Here is a 17,557-nt window from a genome sequence, read left to right as displayed (position 1 = left end):
CCTCACGCGCGGGTCCGGGCCAGCAGGTAGACGAAGTACGGGGCGCCGATGAGGGCGACGATGAGTCCGGCCGGGATCTGCGCCGGCGCGATGACCGTGCGCCCCAGGGCGTCGGCGACGACGAGGCCGACGGACCCGAGAAGCATTGCTGTGGGCACGACCCGAGCATGACGGGCGCCGACCAGGGCCCGTGCAGCATGCGGAGCGACGAGACCGATGAATCCGACGACACCGACGGCCGACACACTCACCGCCGCGAGGATGGCCGCCGTGATGAGCACGGCGAGGCGCACCGGTTCCCGCGGAACCCCGACCAGCCGCGGGGTGTCATCGTCGAGCGCGAGCAGATCGAGTTCGCGCGTCCACACGAACGCCAGCGGCACGGCGACGAGCAGAGCGAGCGCCACCGGCGCGATATCGGCCCAGGTCCGTCCGTACGTCGAACCGGAGAGCCAGGTGAACAGGGCCGGAGTGTCCCAGGGATTCGCCCGGACGAGGAACAGCGTTGTCAGAGCCGTGAACCCGAACCACAGGCCGATGCCGATGAGGACGAGACGGTCCGTGTTCATCCCGCCCCGCCACGAGAGTCCGTAGACGATGGCGAAGGCGAGAAGCGCACCGACGATCCCGACCGCAGAGACGAGGCCGACCCCGGCGCCGGGAATGAGGGTGACGACGATGACGGCACCAAGACCGGCCCCGCCGGTGATGCCGAGCAGCCCGGGTTCGGCCAGAGGGTTGCGCGCGCTGGCTTGGACGAGGGTGCCGGAGAGTCCGAGCGCTGCACCGGCTGCCAGAGCCGCGGCGACTCGGGGCGCACGCGAATCGAAGGCGAAGTCGATGACGGGCGCCGCCCGGTCCTGCAGCCACAGCAGCGCATCGCCGAGGAGGTAGAACCGCTCCCCGGTGAGCAGACCGAGAACTGCGACGGCGATGAGGACCAGGACGCCGGCAGCGATGACGAGACCGGCCCGGCGGGGACCGATCACCGTCGAATTCGCCGCCGAGGTGGTCGTCGCCGGTGATGCCGTGCGCATCGACCGCGCCAGCAGAACGAGGACGATCGCCCCGAGCACGGTCGTCGTGACTCCCGAGGGCAGGGTGATCGCCTCGGTGGCGCCGACGATGGCGCGCAGCAGGGCATCGGCGACGATGACGACGATCGCACCGATGAGCCCGGCGGCCGGAAAGAGCACGGCGTGACGGCCGAGGCCCGGGATGATGCGGGCCAGGAGTCTGGCGATGACCGGGGCGCAGAGACCGACGAAGCCGATCGGGCCGGCCAGAGTCACCGCGGTGGCGGTGAGCATCACGGCGAGGAGGATGCCGATGGCCCGAGTCGACCTGACCGGGACTCCGAGAACCGAGGCGGCATCATCCCCGAGCCCGAGCAGATCCAGACGCCGCGACAGCAGGATCGCAGCACCAGCGATGACGGCGATGACCGGAATGCTGCGCAGAGCCGCGGAGCCGTCGAGCTGATTGAGAGTGCCCGAACCCCAGGAGAAGAGACTCGTCGTCTCCTCGGCGAAGAGGATGAGCAGCGTCGACGTCCCCGCCTGCAGCGCCATCGCCGTGGCCGTGCCCGCCAGCACGAGCCGAGTCGTCGAGGCACCGGCGCCTCCAGCCAGACCCAGGACCAGGGCCGCGGCGAGCAGACCGCCGAGGAAGGCGACCCCGCCCGAGGCCCAGATCGGAATCGCAATGCCGAAGGCCGTGACCACGGTGACGGCGAAGTATGCCCCACCGGTGACCGCCAGGGTGTCCGGCGACGCCAAGGGGTTACGCGCGAGCGACTGGAACAGGGCACCGGCAACGCCCAAGGCGATGCCGACGAGGATCCCTGCCCCCACGCGCGGCAGCCGGGACCCCAGCAGGATGTCACGGGCACTGGGGCCATCCTCGGCGGGGGAGAGTGTGCCGGTCACGGCACTGAACAGCTCTCTGATGCCGATGCCCGAGGTCCCCTGTGTGATGTGCCATGCGGAGGCGATGACGAGGATGGCGACGAGCCCGAGCAGGGCGGCGGCGGTCGAGAGAGCACCGACGACACCGCGACCGCGCACCGGAACCACGGTCGGTTCCGGTGTCGCTGTCGTCGGGCTGGGCGTCATCTGGCGGGTCAGGGGAGAGGCCACGGATTACTTCGTCAGAGCGTCGACGTAGGCGTCGAGGGCTTTCTCGGAGGACTTGGGTCCGCCGAAGGTCCAGATCCCTGCGGGGAAGGCCGTGGTGCGGTCGTCCTTCACGGCGGGAATGTTCGCCCAGATGTCGTTCTTCTTCAGCAGCTCGACATAGTCCTCGGACTCGGGGTCCTCGGTTCCGGTGTAGAAGAAGTTCGCGTCGCCGACCTTCGAGATGCCTTCGATATCGGTCTGTCCCAATCCGTACGCGGGGTCGACCTCACCGGTCCATGCGTTCTTCAGGCCCAGCTCCTCGCCGAGTTCGCCGATGAGCGAACCCTGGCCGAAGGGGCGCAACGCCACATTCGAACCGTTGACCCAGCCGTCGAAGTAGACGAACTCGGTGGTCTCCGGGTCCGCCTCGGCGATGGCCTTCTTGGATTCTTCGAGCTTCTTATCGAAGTCGGTCAGGACGGCTTCTGCGCGCTCGGTGCGACCGGTGGCCTCGGCGACGGTGGTGAATGTGTCCTTCATGTGCTTGACGGGATCCTTCCTGTCGGCGCCGGCCATCGCCATCACGGGGATTCCCTGGTCCTCGAGCTGACCGACGATCTTGTCCTTGCGGTTCGTCGTTTCGATGATGACGAGATCCGGGTCGGCCGACAGGATCGACTCGACATTGGGTTCCTGGCGGGTGCCGACGTCGGTGGTCGACTCGGGAAGATTCTCCGCAGTGTCCCAAGTGGTGAAGCCCTTCGCATCGGCGACAGCGGCGGGATCGACGCAGAGGGAGAGCAGATCTTCGGTGTACTGCCATTCGAGGGACACGACCTTCGCCGCCGGCTTGTCCAGCTTGATCTCGTGACCGGTGTCGTCGGTGACCGTTACCGGATCCGCCGAGGTGGTGCTCGAGTCGTCCGCGCACGATGCCGAGGTCTGTGACTTCGCATCGGCGGGAGCGTCGGTGTCGGTCGTTCCGCACCCGGTGAGGGCCAGTGCGCAGACCGCTGTTGCCGAAGCGAAGGCGGCGAACGAGGTGCGCGACAGAGGTGTTGTGGTCATGGTCTTCTTTCTGTGGGCCGATCGGCGATCGGATTCGAGGCGGTGCGATATCAGGGTGTGAACGTCAAAGGGTGGAGCGTGGGCGCTTCAGTGAGCTGCGGCCGGACGGCGGGTCCGTCGGTGGAGGGCCTCGACCCGAACCAGGCCGGTGTCCGCATCGATGCGAGTCGCGATGGGCAGCCCGTAGACCTCGCTCAGCGTCTCGGCGGTGAAGACGTCCTCGCAGGTGCCGACCGAACGGATGCGGCCCTGTTCGAGCAGGACCACGTGGTCGGCAACGGTGGCCGCATGCTCGAGATCATGGAGGACGACGCCCACGGCGATGGCGTGGTCATCGGCGAGTTCGCGCATGAGGTCGAGGATCTCCGCCTGGTAGCGCAGGTCCAGATGGTTCGTCGGTTCGTCGAGCAGGAGCACACCGGTGTCCTGCGCCAGGCAGGTCGCCAGCCACACGCGTTGGAGTTCACCGCCGGAGAGCTGGTCGACCGGACGATCGGCCATCGCCATGGTGCCGGTGAGAGTCAGTGCACGATCGACCGCGCTGCGATCGGCCTCGGTGAGACCGGCGAAGCGCTTGCGGTGGGGGTGACGGCCGAAGGTGACGATCTCACGGACGCTCAAGCCCGACGGGTGCGGGCGAGACTGGGACAGCAGGGTGACGAACCGGGCGAATTCTCTGGCTGTCAGAGTGCTCGACGGAGTGTCCGCATCTGCATCGCTGATGACGACATCGCCCGAGGCGATCGGGTGGAGTCGGGCCAGTGATCGCAGGACGGTCGACTTGCCCGATCCGTTGGGGCCGAGCAGGGCGGTCACCCGTCCCGGGAGGATCGTCAGGCTCACGTCATGGACGACCTCGGTGCGGTCGTAGCCCAGGTTGAGGCCGGTGGCAGTCAGTGCAATCGCGTTCACAAATGATTAGCCTAACCTAAGTCGACGAGTGGTGGTATGGCTGAGGGACGGAACTCGTTGGTCGAGCGAGGTCTGCGCGGTGCGTCGTTGGCATCCGCCCAGGTGGGACCTCTGGCGGCGATGCAAAGTGTGCTGTGCATCACTTATGTCAGTGGCGGCCGATATGGTGAGCCCGCGACCGTAAGATGGGACCGATCGAGGAGGAGCAGATGAGATTCATCGCCACGGGGGACTGGCAGCTGGGCATGACCGCGCACTACCTCAGCGACGAGGCGCGCCCGAGGTTCCACCGCGCACGCCTCGATGCCGTGGCTCGCATCGGTGCGCTCGCCGCCGAGACGGACGCGGAGTTCGTCCTCGTCTGCGGAGACGTCTTCGAAACCAACCAGCTCGACCGAGCGATCATCGCCCGCACCTTCGAAGTCCTCAACGCGTTCACCGTCCCGGTCGTCCTGCTTCCCGGCAACCACGACCCCTTGGACGCCGCCTCGATCTACGACTCCGCAGCATTCTCCTCGCGAGTGCCCTCCCATGTGCACGTCCTGCGCGACAGTGGTCCCTTCACCGTCGGTCCCGGGGTCGAGATCATCGGAGCCCCCTGGTTCTCCAAACATCCCCAAGGGGATCTCGTCGCAGCGGCGACGAATGACCTCGCCGAGGTGGCTGCCGGTGATATCCGCATCATCGCCGGACACGGAGCCGTCAGCGTCCTTGACCCTGACCGGGAGTCGCTGGCGACGATCGACACCGACCATCTGCAGGCTCTGCTGCGTGAGGATCGCGCCCAGTTCGTCGCGCTCGGTGACCGGCACGCGACCTTCGAAGTCGCCGACCGCATCTGGTACCCGGGGGCACCGGAGGTGACCTCTCGACGTGAGACCGATCCGGGCAACGTCCTCGTCGTCGACATCGATCCCGACACCCATCGGGCCGAGGTCGACAAGGTCCACGTCGGCACCTGGGCCTTCACCGTCATCGAAGCCGACCTCAACTCCACCGAGGATGTCACCGAGTTCGATGAGCGGATGAACGCCGTCCCCGACAAGGACCGCACGGCGGTGTGGCTGATCCTGCGCGGCACTCTGCCGACGGCGGCGAAAGCCCGCCTCGATGAACAGCTCGATCACTTCTCCGATCTGTTCGCCCTCGTCTCACTCTGGGAGCGGCACATGGACTTGGCGGTCGTCGCCGCCGACGAAGACTTCGCCGATCTCGGACTGAGCGGGTATCTGCAGGAGACCCTCGACGAACTCTCCACACGAGCCACAGCAGACGACGACGCAGCGGTCGCGGCCCAAGACGCACTCGGCCTGCTCTTCCGATTCGCCAGGAGCGGTTCATGAGACTTCATTCCATTCGCCTCATCGACTACCGAGCAATCAGCGACGCCACTGTCGACTTCAGCTCCGGAGTGACGATCGTCGAAGGTCCGAACGAGGTCGGGAAGTCCTCGATCCACCAAGCCATCACACAGCTGCGTGAGGACAAGGACAGTTCGCGCAAGGCCAGCGTCAAAGACACCCAGCCGGTCGGCTCCGACGTCGGCCCACGGGTCAACCTGCACCTGAGCACCGGGGGCTACGAGCTCCGGTACAGCAAACGCTGGATCAAACAGCCCTTCACCGAACTGAGCATTCTCAAGCCTGTCTCCGAACAGCTCAGCGGCAACGAGGCACACGAAAGATTCTTGGCGATCCTCGACGAAACCGTCGACGTCGACCTGCTCGATGCCCTCGACGTCGCTCAGGGACGCAGCCTCGATCAGGCGTCTTTGGCCGAGATCAAGGCCCTGCACGGGGCTCTGGGCGATGCCGGGGAGGAGCCGGCCGACCACGATGCCTTCCTCGACCGAGTCGAATCCGAATACCTGAGGTTCTTCACGGCCAAAGGCAAAGAGACCGGTGAACTGCGCAGACTCACCGAGCAGCTTCCCGCCGCCGAAGAACAGTATCGTGATTTGGTGGCTCGCAGCGCCGACATGGACGCGCTCGTCGACCGACATGCTCGAGCAACTGAGCGGCTGAAGGGTGTGCGTGCCCAACTGGAGTCGGCCGTGACCGAACGCAAAGACGCTGAGGCAGCCGTGCAGGCTGTGTCCGGGCTCAAGGCTGAACTCGACCGTGCGCTCGAACGCGCAAGCGCCGCGCAGAGAGAACGACAGCGTGCCGAGGAGGCACGTGACCGTCGCCAGGCACTCATCACTGAGGTCGCCTCGGCTGAAAAGGCAGTGAAGACTGCCGACGCCGCACTCGAGAAGGTCACGGCCGCACAGCAGGAAGAGGACTCGACTCTCGCCGAAGCGCAGAAGAGCCTCGAGGCCAGACAGGCCGAACTCGTCAGCGCGCAGGACCAGGCGAAGAGCGCATCTGCCGAACTCGCTCGTGTCCGCGCACGCAGAGAGGTCGACACTCTGCGGAAGAGACTGACCGATATCCGTCAGCAGGAACATCGTGTCGCCGAAGCGAAAGCGACGATCGGGTCGATCACTGTGACCGCGAAGGACGTCGAGAAACTCGGGGGACTGTTCACCGAGCTGCGCATTGCGCAGAACGCGAAGACGGCGGCTGCGGCACAGATCGTCGCCCGCCGCCTCGGCGACACCGCAGTGAGCATCGACGGAACCGATGTGCCGAAGGATTCTGCCGAGGAATTCGCCGTCACCTCGGACCTGCAGATCCTCATCGACTCCGTCGTCGACATCACCGTGCGACCGGGGCAGTCGCCGGCCGAGCTCGACCGGCATCTCGAATCCGCTCAGGCACATCTCGACGCGGAGCTCGACCGCCTCGGAGTGGCCACCCTTGAGGAGGCACGAGAACGCAGCGAGGTGCGCACCGATGCCGAGGCAGTGCTGGCAGAAGCCACATCGACTCTGCGTGTGCTCATCGGGGACGACGACCGCGATGAGCTCAATGCCGCCCTCACCCGAGCCGAACATGTGGCGGGAGACGAATCAGACACGAACGATTCCGCCACGTCGATCGACGATCTCCAAGCCAGAGTCGAAGCGACGACGGCAGCCGTCGACGATGCGAGTGCACAGGTCGATACGGCCAGGACCGCGCTCGACCGTATCCGCGCCGACCGAGATGAGGCACGTGTGGCTGCGGTGCGTGCACAGTCGACGCACGAGCAGGCGGCGACGACGTTGCAGAACCTCAGTACCCGCCTGAGCACGGACAGGGAATCGAACTCCGATGAGTCGCTCGACGAAGCACTGACGGCCGCCGCGGCAACATTGACGCGGTTGGAGGACGAGGCCGCTGCCGCACGCTCCGAATACGACGCCGCCGACCCGGAGACCCTGGAGATGCGTCGGCAGAATGCTCTCCAGCTCTTCGAGAGCAAGCAGAAGCAGCAGGAGAAGGACCGACAGGAAGTCGATCAGCTCTCGGCCCTCATCGAGGATCGCGCGGCCGAAGGCATCTACGACAAGCTCAAAGTCGCAGAGCAGAACCTGGAGTCCATTCGATCGAGGCTGGCTCGCATGCAGCGTCAGGCGAATGCGATCCGTCTGCTGCGCGATACCGTGCTCGCGCACAAGGAAGAGGCTCAGCGGAGGTACGTCGCCCCGTTCAAGGAAGCGATCGAGAAGCTTGGGCGAGTGATCTTCGGTCAGGGACTGTCGGTGGAGATCTCCGAGAATCTCGAAATCGTCTCCCGCACGCTCGACGGGCGCACGGTCGCCTTCGACGCGCTTTCGGGCGGAACGAAGGAGCAGCTGGCGCTCATCGGCCGCCTTGCCGTGGCCACGCTCGTCGATGGGGAATCCGGTGCCCCGGTCATCCTCGACGATGCCTTCGGATTCTCCGATGCGCAGCGACTGGCTGCACTCAACGTCATTCTCGGCAATGTCGGTCGCACGGCTCAGGTCATCCTGCTCACCTGCCAGCCCGATCGTTTCAGCTCCATCGGCGGCGCCGAAACCGTCAGCCTGAGCTGAACCGCCTTTGACATTGCCCGACTGAACGAGTTGCGGACGTTCCGTGCGGGCAGAACACATTTCGTCCCCTGCAACTGTTTCGAGCCAGATGCAGGGGACGAAATGTGAAAGCGCAGTGCACCAAAGGTGGGGGCGTCTGCACCAAATGTGATGCGATGAGCCGCTCCAGCCTCAGTCGGCGGGAGCGGCCGCCTGCTTAGCCGCTTGAGCGGCTTCGACGGCATCGGCGCGGATGGTCCTCCGCAGGATCTTGCCGGAACTCGTCTTCGGCAGCTGATCGATGAACGTCACCTGGTGCGGTGCCTTATAGGAGGCGAGACGCTCCCGGCAGAAGGAGACGATCTCCTCTGCGGTCGCCTCGGCGCCGGGCTGCAGCGTGACGAAGGCCGCCACGTCCTCTCCGCGGTAGTCATCGGGGATGCCCACGACTGCTGCCTCCTGCACGGCGGGATGCATGTAGAGCACGTCCTCGACCTCTCGCGGCCAGACCTTGAAGCCGGAGGCATTGATCATGTCTTTCTTCCGGTCGACGATGAACAGCCACCCGTCTTCATTCATGAACCCGACATCGCCGGTGTGCAGCTCGCCGTTGGGGATCTGCTCTGCGGTGGCCTGCGGGTTGTTGAGGTAACTGGAGACCACCTGCGGTCCGGAGATCGCAACCTCACCGACCTCCCCGGGGCCCACGGGCTGACCGTCGTCATCGAGGATGCGGATCATCACGTCCGGCTGCGGCAGACCGCAGGCGAGGTTTCCGCTGTCCGGGTCGACCGGGGCCTGGAAACCGTGCGGCACGGTGGCGACCTGCGCGCAGGTCTCCGACAGGCCGTAGCCCTGACCGACGTAGATCTCGGCGCGTTCTTCGAACTTGTTGACCAGCCCCTCGGGCAGCGGCGCGCCACCGGACATGAGGGACTTGAAGGACGCGAACTTCTCGGCGCTGAAATCCGGGTGCGCCATCATCGCTGTGTAGATCGTGGCCGGGCCGGCCATGTACGCGGGCTTCTCCCGATCGCACAGGGCGATGAGCGAACCCGGGTCGAAACGATAGTTGAGGATGAGGCGGGCACCGCCTGCGACAGCCGCAAGGAACTGGCAGATGAACCCGGTGATATGAAACAGCGGCGCCAATGAGACGTAGCCGTCGCCGGGGCCCAGAATCGGGTTGCGCAGGCAGTAACGCGAGTTGCTCGAGATATTCGCATGAGTGGCAGCTGCTCCCTTCGACCGTCCCGATGTGCCGGACGTATAGGCGATGAGGCCGAGATCCGACGGGGCAGGGGAGTGCGGGGCGAAATCGGCATCGAGATGGTCTTCAACAGCGTCTGCGAACGCGAAACGTCCCTCGGCCGGCGGCAGCTCCTCGAACCGCGGCAGCTTGTCGAACATTGCGAAGATCGCTTCCGGGCCATCCGTCTGGAAGCTTCGGTCGTCGCTGAGCACGACCAGCGGCAGGTCCGCCGTATAGTCCTTGACTCGGTCGAGATAGGCGGCCTGAGAGACGACGAGTCCCTTGACCTCGGAATCGGCGAAGATGTGCTCGAGCTCGCCGCGGTACATGGGGTTGAGGGGGACGACGGTGCCGCCGGCCTTCCAGATCCCATACGTGGAGATCACGAACGCGGGGGTGTTCTGGTCATAGATGCCGATGCGGTCACCGGGCTTGATGCCCTGGCTCGAGAGGAAGGCAGCGAACGCCGTCGACCACCGGTCGAACTCCGCCCAGGTCAGGGTGAATCCGTAGTAGTTGACGCCCTCCTCATCGCCGCGGGCCTCGACAGTAGCGGCCAGGTCGGCCAAGGGCGTCGAGTCCGGCAGCACATAGGGCTCCTGAGCGAGATCACCCAAAGTGGTGATCCAGGGGCGGTCCTCAAACCAATTGTTCGTCATTGAACATCCTTTCGCAGGTGGTACCGGGCTCGTGCGCACTGCTCCGGGCCCGGTGGGCTCTCACTAGATTGCGGAAGAGGCGATCTCAGCCGCGGTATTTCTTGATCTCGTTGCGGGCGATGGAGCGCTTGTGCACTTCATCCGGTCCATCGGCCAGACGCAGGGTGCGCATATGCGCCCACATGCGGGCAAGCGGGAAGTCCTCGGTGACTCCGCCGCCGCCGTGGACCTGAACCGCCCAATCGATGACTTTCAACGCCATGGTCGGTGCGACCACCTTGATCTGGGCGATCTCGTTCTTTGCGACCTTGTTGCCGTACTTGTCCATCATGTCCGCAGCGTGCAGGGTCAGCAGCCGAGCCTGGTCGATCTCGATCCGGGATTCGGCGATCCAGTCCTGGATGTTCGCTCGATTCGACAGCTTCTCACCGAAGGTCACGCGAGCTTCGGCACGTCTGACCATGAGCTCGAGCGCCCGCTCGGCGGCACCGATGGCACGCATGCAGTGGTGGATGCGGCCCGGACCCAGCCGCGCCTGACTGATGGCGAAGCCTTCGCCCTCACCCTTGAGGATGTCCTTGAACGGCACGAGCACATTCTCGAAGATGATCTCGGCGTGGCCCTCCCGGTCGGCGTAGCCGTACACGGGAAGGTTGCGCACAACGGTGACTCCGGCGGCATCGATCGGCACGACGAGCATCGACTGCTGCCGGTGCACCTCGGCGGTGGGATCGGTCTTGCCCATGACGATGAGCACGCGGCAGTTCGGGTGCATTCCGTTCGATGCAAACCATTTGCGGCCGTTGAGCACGAAACCGTCCTCGGTGCGTTCCATGGACATTTCGACGTTCGTCGCATCGGAGCTGGCCACGGCCGGCTCGGTCATCGCGAAGGCCGAAGCGATCTCTCCGGCAAGCAGCGGTTTGAGGTACTTCTCCTTGTGCTCATCGGTGCCGAAGACCGTGAAGACCTCCATATTGCCGGTATCCGGAGCATTGCAGTTGATTGCTTCGGGGGCGATCTCCAGGCTGCGTCCGGTGATCTCGGCCAGCGGCGCATATTCGAGGTTCGTCAGGCCGGGACCCCATTGCGGGTGCGGGTGGAAGAGGTTCCACAGGCCCTGCTTCTTCGCTTCGGCCTTGAGGTCTTCGAGGATCTGCGGCTGCGTGTGGGGACTGGCCGCTGCAGCCATCTGTTCGGCGTAGACCGGCTCGGCCGGGTAGACGAATTCGTCCATGAACGCGTTGAGGCGCTCCTGATACTCGCGTCCGCGTTCGCTGGTTTCCAACACGTGGGCTCCTTGTTTCTCGGTGGGTCTCACACTGCTGTGAGGTCTGGTCTCAGGCGGGTCTCACCCGGTGGCGAGGCTCGCTGTCACTCTGCGTTGAGTCGGGCTTGGTAACGGGACATTCCGTGCAGCCAGCGGTCGTAGTCGCTGCCTTTCATCCGATACATCTCGAGGACTTCAGGGTGCGGCAGGATGAGGAACTGCTCGTCCTCGACGGCGTCGAGAACGATGGTGGCCACCTCGGCGGGTTCCAGGACGGTCCCGGCTGAGGTCACGGCTTTCTGCGCGGGACCTCCGCCGGATCCGGCATCGTCGAGCAGATTCGTGTTCACTCCCATCGGACAGATCACCGAGGCGCGGATTCCGTCGTCGCGGTAGGTCATGGCCAGCCATTCGGCGAATCCGACCGAAGCGTGCTTGGTCACCGAGTAGGCGGCCGAACCGATCTGCGTGAGCAGGCCCGCCGCCGAGGCGGTGGCGACGAAATATCCGGACCCGGCTTCCTGCCAGCGAGGGACGAGCGCCTGAGCGGCCCGGATATGAGCGCGCATATTGACGTCGATGATCGAGTCCCAGTCCGCGTCGTCCTCACCGAGCATCGCCGGCCCGATGATCCCAGCATTGGCGAAGTACAGATCGATCCCGCCGAGGCAGTCGTCGGCGAAGTCGATGAGCGCACCGATTCCCTCGACCGAGGACACATCCCCGGTCCACGCGAATGCCGATGTGCCGAGACCGGCGGCAGTGTCGCTGACGGCAGGGGAGAGGTCGGCGAGGACGACGGCGGCCCCGCGGTCGATGAGCTCAGCGGCCAGTGCCGCGCCGATTCCTCCGGCGGCTCCGGTGACGACTGCCCGCCTGCCTGCCAAGGCCGAGGTCATGACTTCTCCAACAGACCGAGTGCCTGACGTGCGAGGTCTTCGACTCCTGCTCCGGCCTCTTCGGGGTCGAGATCGAGGTCGCCCATCTTTCCCGTCGCCAGTCGCGTGTACACGCCTTCGCGGATGCAGGCGAGCTTCCACATCGCGAAGGCCGAGTAGTAGCCGACATCGTGGACTTCGTGGCCCGTGGCGTCCTGGTAGTGGTCGATGAGTTCGTCCGTGGTGGGGAAGCCGTCGTCGGGTCGAGGCACCCAGATGCTGGTGTACTGGTCCGGCACCGTGAGCATGGCGATGAAATAGCCGAGGTCGGTGAGCACCTCCCCGATGGCCGTCAGCTCCCAGTCGACGACGGCGTTGACCGAACCATCGGGTGCGAAGATCATATTGTTCGGTTTGAAGTCCCCATGCGCGATTCCCACGGGTGAGCGTGCTGGGTCGGGCATGGCCTCGCGGAGCGCATCGTGGACCTCGTGGATCATCGGGGTCTCGCGCATTGCGATCGCCTCGACCTGTCCGATCCAGCGTCGCAGCTGGCGGTCGATGAGTCCGCCCGGTCGGCGCAGATCGGACAAGCCGACGGCATCGACATCGACGGAATGGATGGCAGCCAATGCGTCGACCGTGCCGAAGGCGCAATTGCGGCGGTTCTCGGCAGGGATCGACTCCCACTCAGAAGGGGTATTGATCGGGAATCCGGGGCAGTGATCCATGAACACGAAGGGCACGTCGAGGACCTCGGGGTCATCGACGATGTCGAGGACCGTCGGCACCGGCACGCTGCTGTCGTTGAGTGCGGCCATGATCCGCCCTTCGCGGCCGACGTTGTGAGCACTCCCGCCCTCGTGACCCAACGGCGGACGGCGCAGAACCCAGCGGGGGCTGCCGTCGACGAGGATGGTGAACGTGAGGTTGGACCGACCGACCGACATCACTTCGACGTCGAAATCGCTGATTCCGAATCTCTGCTCGATCCATCGGCCGATGCTGTCCGCGTCGAACCCTGCCGGTGATTGTGTCATCCTTGACCTTCCCGAGTGAACAATCGTTCAGTAGAGTTCACATTATTCATCCCTGACGGGGGAGTCAAGCCGTGAGAGTGATCACTCTCATAGCCCCGCGGTGTGATAGAGGTGAGAAGACCGCCGCCACCGGAGCCGCGGCTCTGCGTGCGTCAAAACGATAGCGAGGAAACAATGAAAGCCATTCGCGTCACCGCTCTGACCGGCCCCGATGATGTGGAGCACCTTGATGTGGAGCGTCCTGTTCCGGGACCCGGCCAGGTGCTCATCAAGGTCGCCTACGCCGGAGTGACGTTCCCCGAAGTGCTGCAGACCCGTGGGATGTATCAGGTCAAGCACGACCTGCCCTTCACCCTGGGTTCCGAAGCCTCCGGCGTGGTTGCCGAGGTGGGTGCGGACTCCCGCTACTCCGTCGGAGACCGGGTCGCCGCGATCACCGGAAAGGGAACCTTTGCCGAATACCTCATCGCCGGTGACGAGGCTACCGTGAAGGTCCCGGATTCGGTCTCTCTGGCAGATGCCGCCGGTATGCCGATGAACGTGCTCACCGCTGACTTCGCACTGCGTGTGCGGGCGAACGCCCAGCCCGGCCAGAGCCTCCTCGTCCACGGTGCCGCGGGCGGGCTCGGTTCGGCCGCAGTGCAGCTGGGCCTGGCCATGGGCCTCGAGGTCGTCGCCGTCGTCTCGACCGAGGCGAAGGCCGAAGCGGTGCGGGAACTCGGTGCGACTCACGTCGTCCTCGCCGACGGGTTCAAGGATGCGACGAAGGAGCTCTATCCCAAGGGCGTCGACTTCGTCTTGGACCCCGTCGGAGGCGACCGCTTCACCGATTCGACGCGGGTGCTCGCTCCGTTCGGGCGTCTCCTCGTTCTCGGCTTCACCGCCGGTGAGATCCCTTCGATCAAGGTCAACCGTCTGCTGCTAAAGAACATCTCCGTCGACGGCGTCGCCTGGGGTGGGGCGGCCTGGGGTCACCCGAGCTATATCCACGAGCAGTGGGAGGTCGTCCTCGATCACGTCTCCGCGGGCAGACTGAATCCGCGCATCCATGCGACCTACCCCCTGGCCGAGGCATCCTCGGCGATCAATGAACTCGACGGCCGCTCAGTGATGGGCAAAGTCCTCCTCGAGGTCGCGGGGGAGTAGTCCCAGACGTACTGCGCCTCATAAGGCATCTGCTCCATCCGGAGCTGGAGTCGGTGACGAGCTGAGCGATCAGTTGTCGTAGACCTCGTCGAAGATGCTCAGATCGCCGACGACAATGAGCTTCGTCGTCGCTCGCGACATTCCGACGTAGAGCATATCGATGGCCCGCTGTCGGTCTCTGAATCCGTTGAGACAGAGGACCACAGCGGGCCTTTCGAGTCCTTTGAAGCCGAGCACGTGGCCGTAGAAGACATCCTCGGCGGCGAAGAATTGGTCCCAGTAGGCCGCGATTCCCTCGGTCTCGACGATCTCCTTCTGCACCGGGTGCCTCGAACCGGTGGTCAGCAGTGCGATCTGACCGGCGACCCAACCGTCGTCCATGAGCGCTTCGACCACGCCATCCGCTGCGGCGACTGCCGAGTCGGCGTCGACGTCCATCCATTCGATCTCTTCGCCGGGCCCGTTGCGGGCGATGGGAGGCTCGAGGGCGAGGTCGGCGATGCCGGCGACGATCTGGGCGGAGTTGCGCAGATTCTCGTCGAGCTGGATGGGGCTCATCGTGATGGGTGATTCACCCTGGCGGTCGAAGATCCGCTGGCGTTCGTCGGTGAAGACGTAGAGGGTGCCTGCCAACTGGTTGCGCAGACACGACTGCACCGCCTCCCACCACAGCAGGCTGAAGTCCTGGCCTTCATCGATGACGATCGCGTCGAAGAGGCTCTTGCGTGGGCGCTCATCGGCGAGGTCCTTGAGCATCGTGGGCAGCCGCCGTTCCCAATAGTCAGAGTCGTCGTCGCTGCCCGTGGGGGCACCCCAGCTGATGGGCAGGTCGTGGAAGAGGCCGACGAACGCGGGTCTGTCTTCGTCGGGCCATTGGCTCGTGTGGAGCTGGAGGAAGCGGCCGAGTCCGCGGGAACAGCACATGAGCGCGACCTTTTTGCCCTCTTGGGTCAGCGCCTTGGCCTTGAGCAGAGCGAGATAGGTCTTGCCCGACCCGGCACCGCCGCTGATCTCGGCGCGATTCTGGTGGCGGAGGATGCGGATGAGCTTCGCCTGTTCACGGCTGAGGGCATCGGCGCGGTGGGAGATCTCGGAGGCTTTGAGTGCGAAATTCTCGACCGCTTGGTTCGTTCTGCGGAGGTTCTTCAAGACGAATTCGTGGCCGGCGGTGAGGTCGTGGCGTTCGGGGTCGAAGTCGAAGCGCAGCTGATCAGCGATCTTCGATGCCAGTGAGTCGATCTCGGTGCCATCGACGAGTTGCCTTCTCGGCGCATCCGGCTGGTCCCAGCTTCTCGGCAGCTCCGTGTAGGGGAGGACCGCAAGATGGCTGATCGGCCCGGGAACACGGGAAAGCCGTGGGCGCAGATAGCCCACGAGGGTATGTTTGGCGATCATCGCCTGCTCGAGAGGTGGTTCGGGCAGATGGCTGCGCTTTCCCTGGGCACCGGAGGTGAACCATTTGCCGTCGACGACGTCGACGCGTCCGCCCTTGACCTCGATGACGGCGATCCCGACTCCCGGCCACAGGATGAGGAGATCGATCTCGACGTCCTTGTCATCGCCGGTCAGCCGTTCGCCGTGGATGATCGTCACCCCGTCGGGAAGCTGCCGGCGCAGCGCATTCCACACGACCTCCTCGGCGGTGGAATCGTTGAAATCAGGCTGTTCGGGAATCAACGTGACCATGGTCTGAGACTAACGCAGACACAGTCGCAGAAGACCGGCGACACTGCATCGGAAGTACCGATGCGGTGTCGCCGGTCCGACTCATTGGAGTGACCGTGCCTCTCAGCGGTGGTCGCCGGTGGCGGGGACGATCATTTCGCGTCGTTGACGAGCTCCGATTCGTCGAGGACGACGTCCGCGCCCGTCTCCGGAAGTCCACGCCCGCGCAGCGAGGCGCCGTTGGTCTCCTTCATGAAGATCGTGGCGATCAAGCCGATCGCACATGCCGCCATGACCAGGTAGGCGGGAATGATCGTGTTTCCGGTTGCGCCGATGAGTCCATCGCTGATCGACGGGGCAGTGCCGCCGAACAGTGCGGTCGAGACGTTGTAGGTGATGGCGAATCCGGCGAAGCGCACAGGTCCGGGGAACATCGCCGGGAACGTCGCGGAAATCGTGGAGATCTGCGGAATGTAGAGAATTCCGAGCACAGCGAGTCCGATGAGCGCCCACACGAAACCGTTGGCCATGAGCATGAACATCGGAATCGCCGCGACGAAGAGGCTGATGAGGGAGAAGTACCAGACCGGCTTGCGTCCGACCTTGTCCGAGAGCATTCCGCCGAAGGGGATGAGGATCATCATGAACGCCTGGGCGAGGAACATCACGGTCAGTGACGCGTTCGGGCTCATGCCGACCGGGTCCTGCAGATACGTGGGCATGTAGGACAGCAGCGTGTAGTTGACGACGTTGACCGCGACGACCATGCCGCCGAGGACGAGCAGCTGCTTCTTGTAGTTCGCGAAGAGGGTCGCGAAGACTTCCTTGACCGACTTGTCTTGATCGCTGTTGTCGAGCTCTTCGTAGACAGGGGATTCATCGAGCTGATTGCGCAGGTAGAGACCGACGACGCCGAGGACTCCGGCGAAGATGAACGGAATCCTCCAGGCCCAGTCCGTCATCGTCTGCTCGCCCAGTCCGAGTTGCAGGAGGAGAACGAACAGCGAACCGGCGGCCATACCTGCCAGGGTGCCGAATTCGAGGAAGCTGCCGAAGACTCCGCGCCGGTTGTCAGGGGCGTATTCGGCCATGAAGGTGGCGGCACCGCCGTATTCACCGCCGGAGGAGAAGCCCTGAATGACGCGGAGCAGGACGAGGATGATGGGTGCGGCGACGCCGATGGTGTCGTAGCTGGGCAACAGGGCGATGCAGAAGGTCGAGCCTGCCATGAGCAGGATCGTCAGCGCCAGAACGCGTTTGCGGCCGAGGCGATCGCCCATCGGTCCCCAGATGATTCCGCCGAGGGGGCGGAAGATGAAGGATACGGCGAAGGTCAGCAGCGCCATCAGCTGCGCATGCTCGCCGGGGAAGAAGTGCTGCGCGAGATAGGTGACCGAGACAGCGTAGAGACCGTAGTCGAACCATTCGGTCGCATTGCCCAGCGCCGAGGCGGCGACGGCTTTGCGCACCGTCTTGAGATCGGGCTGGGGTGGGGAAGCGGGTGATGCGGATCCTGAAGTATTGGGGATACTCATGAATTCCTCCAGTCATGTGGACCACTGTCGAAGTGATCCATCTTTCGAACCGAAGCCACGTTACGAGCACGTGTTCAGCTTCTCAATCGAGGA

Annotated in this window: 12 protein-coding genes; 3 read left to right on the top strand and 9 right to left on the bottom strand. The window is 64.7% G+C overall.

All coding sequences use genetic code 11. From position 1 onward, the window contains the following. Positions 1-2: 2 nt before the first annotated feature. The 3 genes from AC2W7L_RS07360 to AC2W7L_RS07350 form a co-directional block, all read right to left on the bottom strand. Positions 3-2,114: an iron ABC transporter permease gene (locus tag AC2W7L_RS07360; protein ID WP_486003970.1), complete on the bottom strand. Its 2,112-nt coding sequence runs from the start codon at positions 2,112-2,114 to the stop codon at positions 3-5. A gap of 27 nt (positions 2,115-2,141) precedes the next feature. Continuing rightward, entirely contained in the window at positions 2,142-3,185 is a 1,044-nt protein-coding gene (locus tag AC2W7L_RS07355; RefSeq protein WP_486003921.1) for an ABC transporter substrate-binding protein, read from the bottom strand. 87 nt (positions 3,186-3,272) lie between these two features. After that, on the bottom strand, positions 3,273-4,097 hold the full coding sequence (locus AC2W7L_RS07350; RefSeq protein WP_486003920.1) for an ABC transporter ATP-binding protein: 825 nt from the start codon (positions 4,095-4,097) through the stop codon (positions 3,273-3,275). A 209-nt stretch (positions 4,098-4,306) separates the two neighbouring features. Here AC2W7L_RS07350 and AC2W7L_RS07345 point away from each other — a divergent pair, with 209 nt between their 5' ends. Continuing rightward, positions 4,307-5,440 (top strand): metallophosphoesterase family protein, encoded by a 1,134-nt coding sequence (locus AC2W7L_RS07345; RefSeq protein WP_486003919.1) that lies wholly within the window; start codon positions 4,307-4,309, stop codon positions 5,438-5,440. Further along, complete coding sequence (locus AC2W7L_RS07340) at positions 5,437-8,040, top strand: ATP-binding protein (RefSeq protein ID WP_486003918.1); 2,604 nt, start codon at positions 5,437-5,439, stop codon at positions 8,038-8,040. The genes AC2W7L_RS07345 and AC2W7L_RS07340 overlap by 4 nt, the downstream gene beginning before the upstream one ends. Before the next feature lie 171 nt (positions 8,041-8,211). Here the strand turns inward: AC2W7L_RS07340 and AC2W7L_RS07335 are convergent, their stop codons facing one another. The 4 genes from AC2W7L_RS07335 to AC2W7L_RS07320 all read right to left on the bottom strand — a co-directional run bounded on the left by AC2W7L_RS07335 (position 8,212) and on the right by AC2W7L_RS07320 (position 13,118). Further along, positions 8,212-9,930: a class I adenylate-forming enzyme family protein gene (locus AC2W7L_RS07335; RefSeq protein WP_486003917.1), complete on the bottom strand. Its 1,719-nt coding sequence runs from the start codon at positions 9,928-9,930 to the stop codon at positions 8,212-8,214. A gap of 85 nt (positions 9,931-10,015) precedes the next feature. Next, on the bottom strand, positions 10,016-11,221 hold the full coding sequence (locus tag AC2W7L_RS07330) for an acyl-CoA dehydrogenase family protein (protein ID WP_486003916.1): 1,206 nt from the start codon (positions 11,219-11,221) through the stop codon (positions 10,016-10,018). An 83-nt stretch (positions 11,222-11,304) separates the two neighbouring features. Then, a complete protein-coding gene (locus tag AC2W7L_RS07325) occupies positions 11,305-12,099 on the bottom strand; it encodes an SDR family oxidoreductase (protein ID WP_486003915.1) in 795 nt (264 codons plus the stop codon). Then, positions 12,096-13,118 carry a phosphotransferase family protein gene (locus AC2W7L_RS07320; RefSeq protein WP_062241622.1) on the bottom strand — a complete coding sequence of 341 codons (1,023 nt, stop codon included), beginning with the start codon at positions 13,116-13,118 and terminating at the stop codon, positions 12,096-12,098. Before AC2W7L_RS07320 ends, AC2W7L_RS07325 begins: the two co-directional genes overlap by 4 nt. Before the next feature lie 174 nt (positions 13,119-13,292). Between AC2W7L_RS07320 and AC2W7L_RS07315 the strand changes: the two genes are divergently transcribed. Then, a complete protein-coding gene (locus AC2W7L_RS07315) occupies positions 13,293-14,264 on the top strand; it encodes an NADPH:quinone oxidoreductase family protein (RefSeq protein ID WP_062241624.1) in 972 nt (323 codons plus the stop codon). Positions 14,265-14,333: 69 nt separating this feature from the next. On the opposite strand, the gene AC2W7L_RS07310 is transcribed toward AC2W7L_RS07315, so the two are convergent. Both AC2W7L_RS07310 and AC2W7L_RS07305 read right to left on the bottom strand, forming a co-directional pair. Next, on the bottom strand, positions 14,334-15,950 hold the full coding sequence (locus AC2W7L_RS07310) for an NERD domain-containing protein (RefSeq protein ID WP_486003914.1): 1,617 nt from the start codon (positions 15,948-15,950) through the stop codon (positions 14,334-14,336). A 131-nt stretch (positions 15,951-16,081) separates the two neighbouring features. Then, on the bottom strand, positions 16,082-17,464 hold the full coding sequence (locus AC2W7L_RS07305; protein ID WP_486003913.1) for an MFS transporter: 1,383 nt from the start codon (positions 17,462-17,464) through the stop codon (positions 16,082-16,084). Positions 17,465-17,557 lie beyond the last annotated feature (93 nt).

The sequence above is a fragment of the Brevibacterium sp. LAARM3_SD1 genome (assembly GCF_057364765.1).
Note: the sequence above shows the minus strand (reverse complement) of the source record. Positions and strands in the feature narration are given on the sequence as shown.

Excerpts from the sequence above, each read along its gene's own strand:
- AC2W7L_RS07360 (WP_486003970.1), bottom strand. The coding sequence starts at position 2,114 with ATGACGCCCAGCCCGACGACAGCGACACCGGAACCGACCGTGGTTCCG.
- AC2W7L_RS07355 (WP_486003921.1), bottom strand. The coding sequence starts at position 3,185 with ATGACCACAACACCTCTGTCGCGCACCTCGTTCGCCGCCTTCGCTTCG.
- AC2W7L_RS07345 (WP_486003919.1), top strand. The coding sequence starts at position 4,307 with ATGAGATTCATCGCCACGGGGGACTGGCAGCTGGGCATGACCGCGCAC.
- AC2W7L_RS07340 (WP_486003918.1), top strand. The coding sequence starts at position 5,437 with ATGAGACTTCATTCCATTCGCCTCATCGACTACCGAGCAATCAGCGAC.
- AC2W7L_RS07335 (WP_486003917.1), bottom strand. The coding sequence starts at position 9,930 with ATGACGAACAATTGGTTTGAGGACCGCCCCTGGATCACCACTTTGGGT.
- AC2W7L_RS07325 (WP_486003915.1), bottom strand. The coding sequence starts at position 12,099 with ATGACCTCGGCCTTGGCAGGCAGGCGGGCAGTCGTCACCGGAGCCGCC.
- AC2W7L_RS07320 (WP_062241622.1), bottom strand. The coding sequence starts at position 13,118 with ATGACACAATCACCGGCAGGGTTCGACGCGGACAGCATCGGCCGATGG.
- AC2W7L_RS07315 (WP_062241624.1), top strand. The coding sequence starts at position 13,293 with ATGAAAGCCATTCGCGTCACCGCTCTGACCGGCCCCGATGATGTGGAG.
- AC2W7L_RS07310 (WP_486003914.1), bottom strand. The coding sequence starts at position 15,950 with ATGGTCACGTTGATTCCCGAACAGCCTGATTTCAACGATTCCACCGCC.
- AC2W7L_RS07305 (WP_486003913.1), bottom strand. The coding sequence starts at position 17,464 with ATGAGTATCCCCAATACTTCAGGATCCGCATCACCCGCTTCCCCACCC.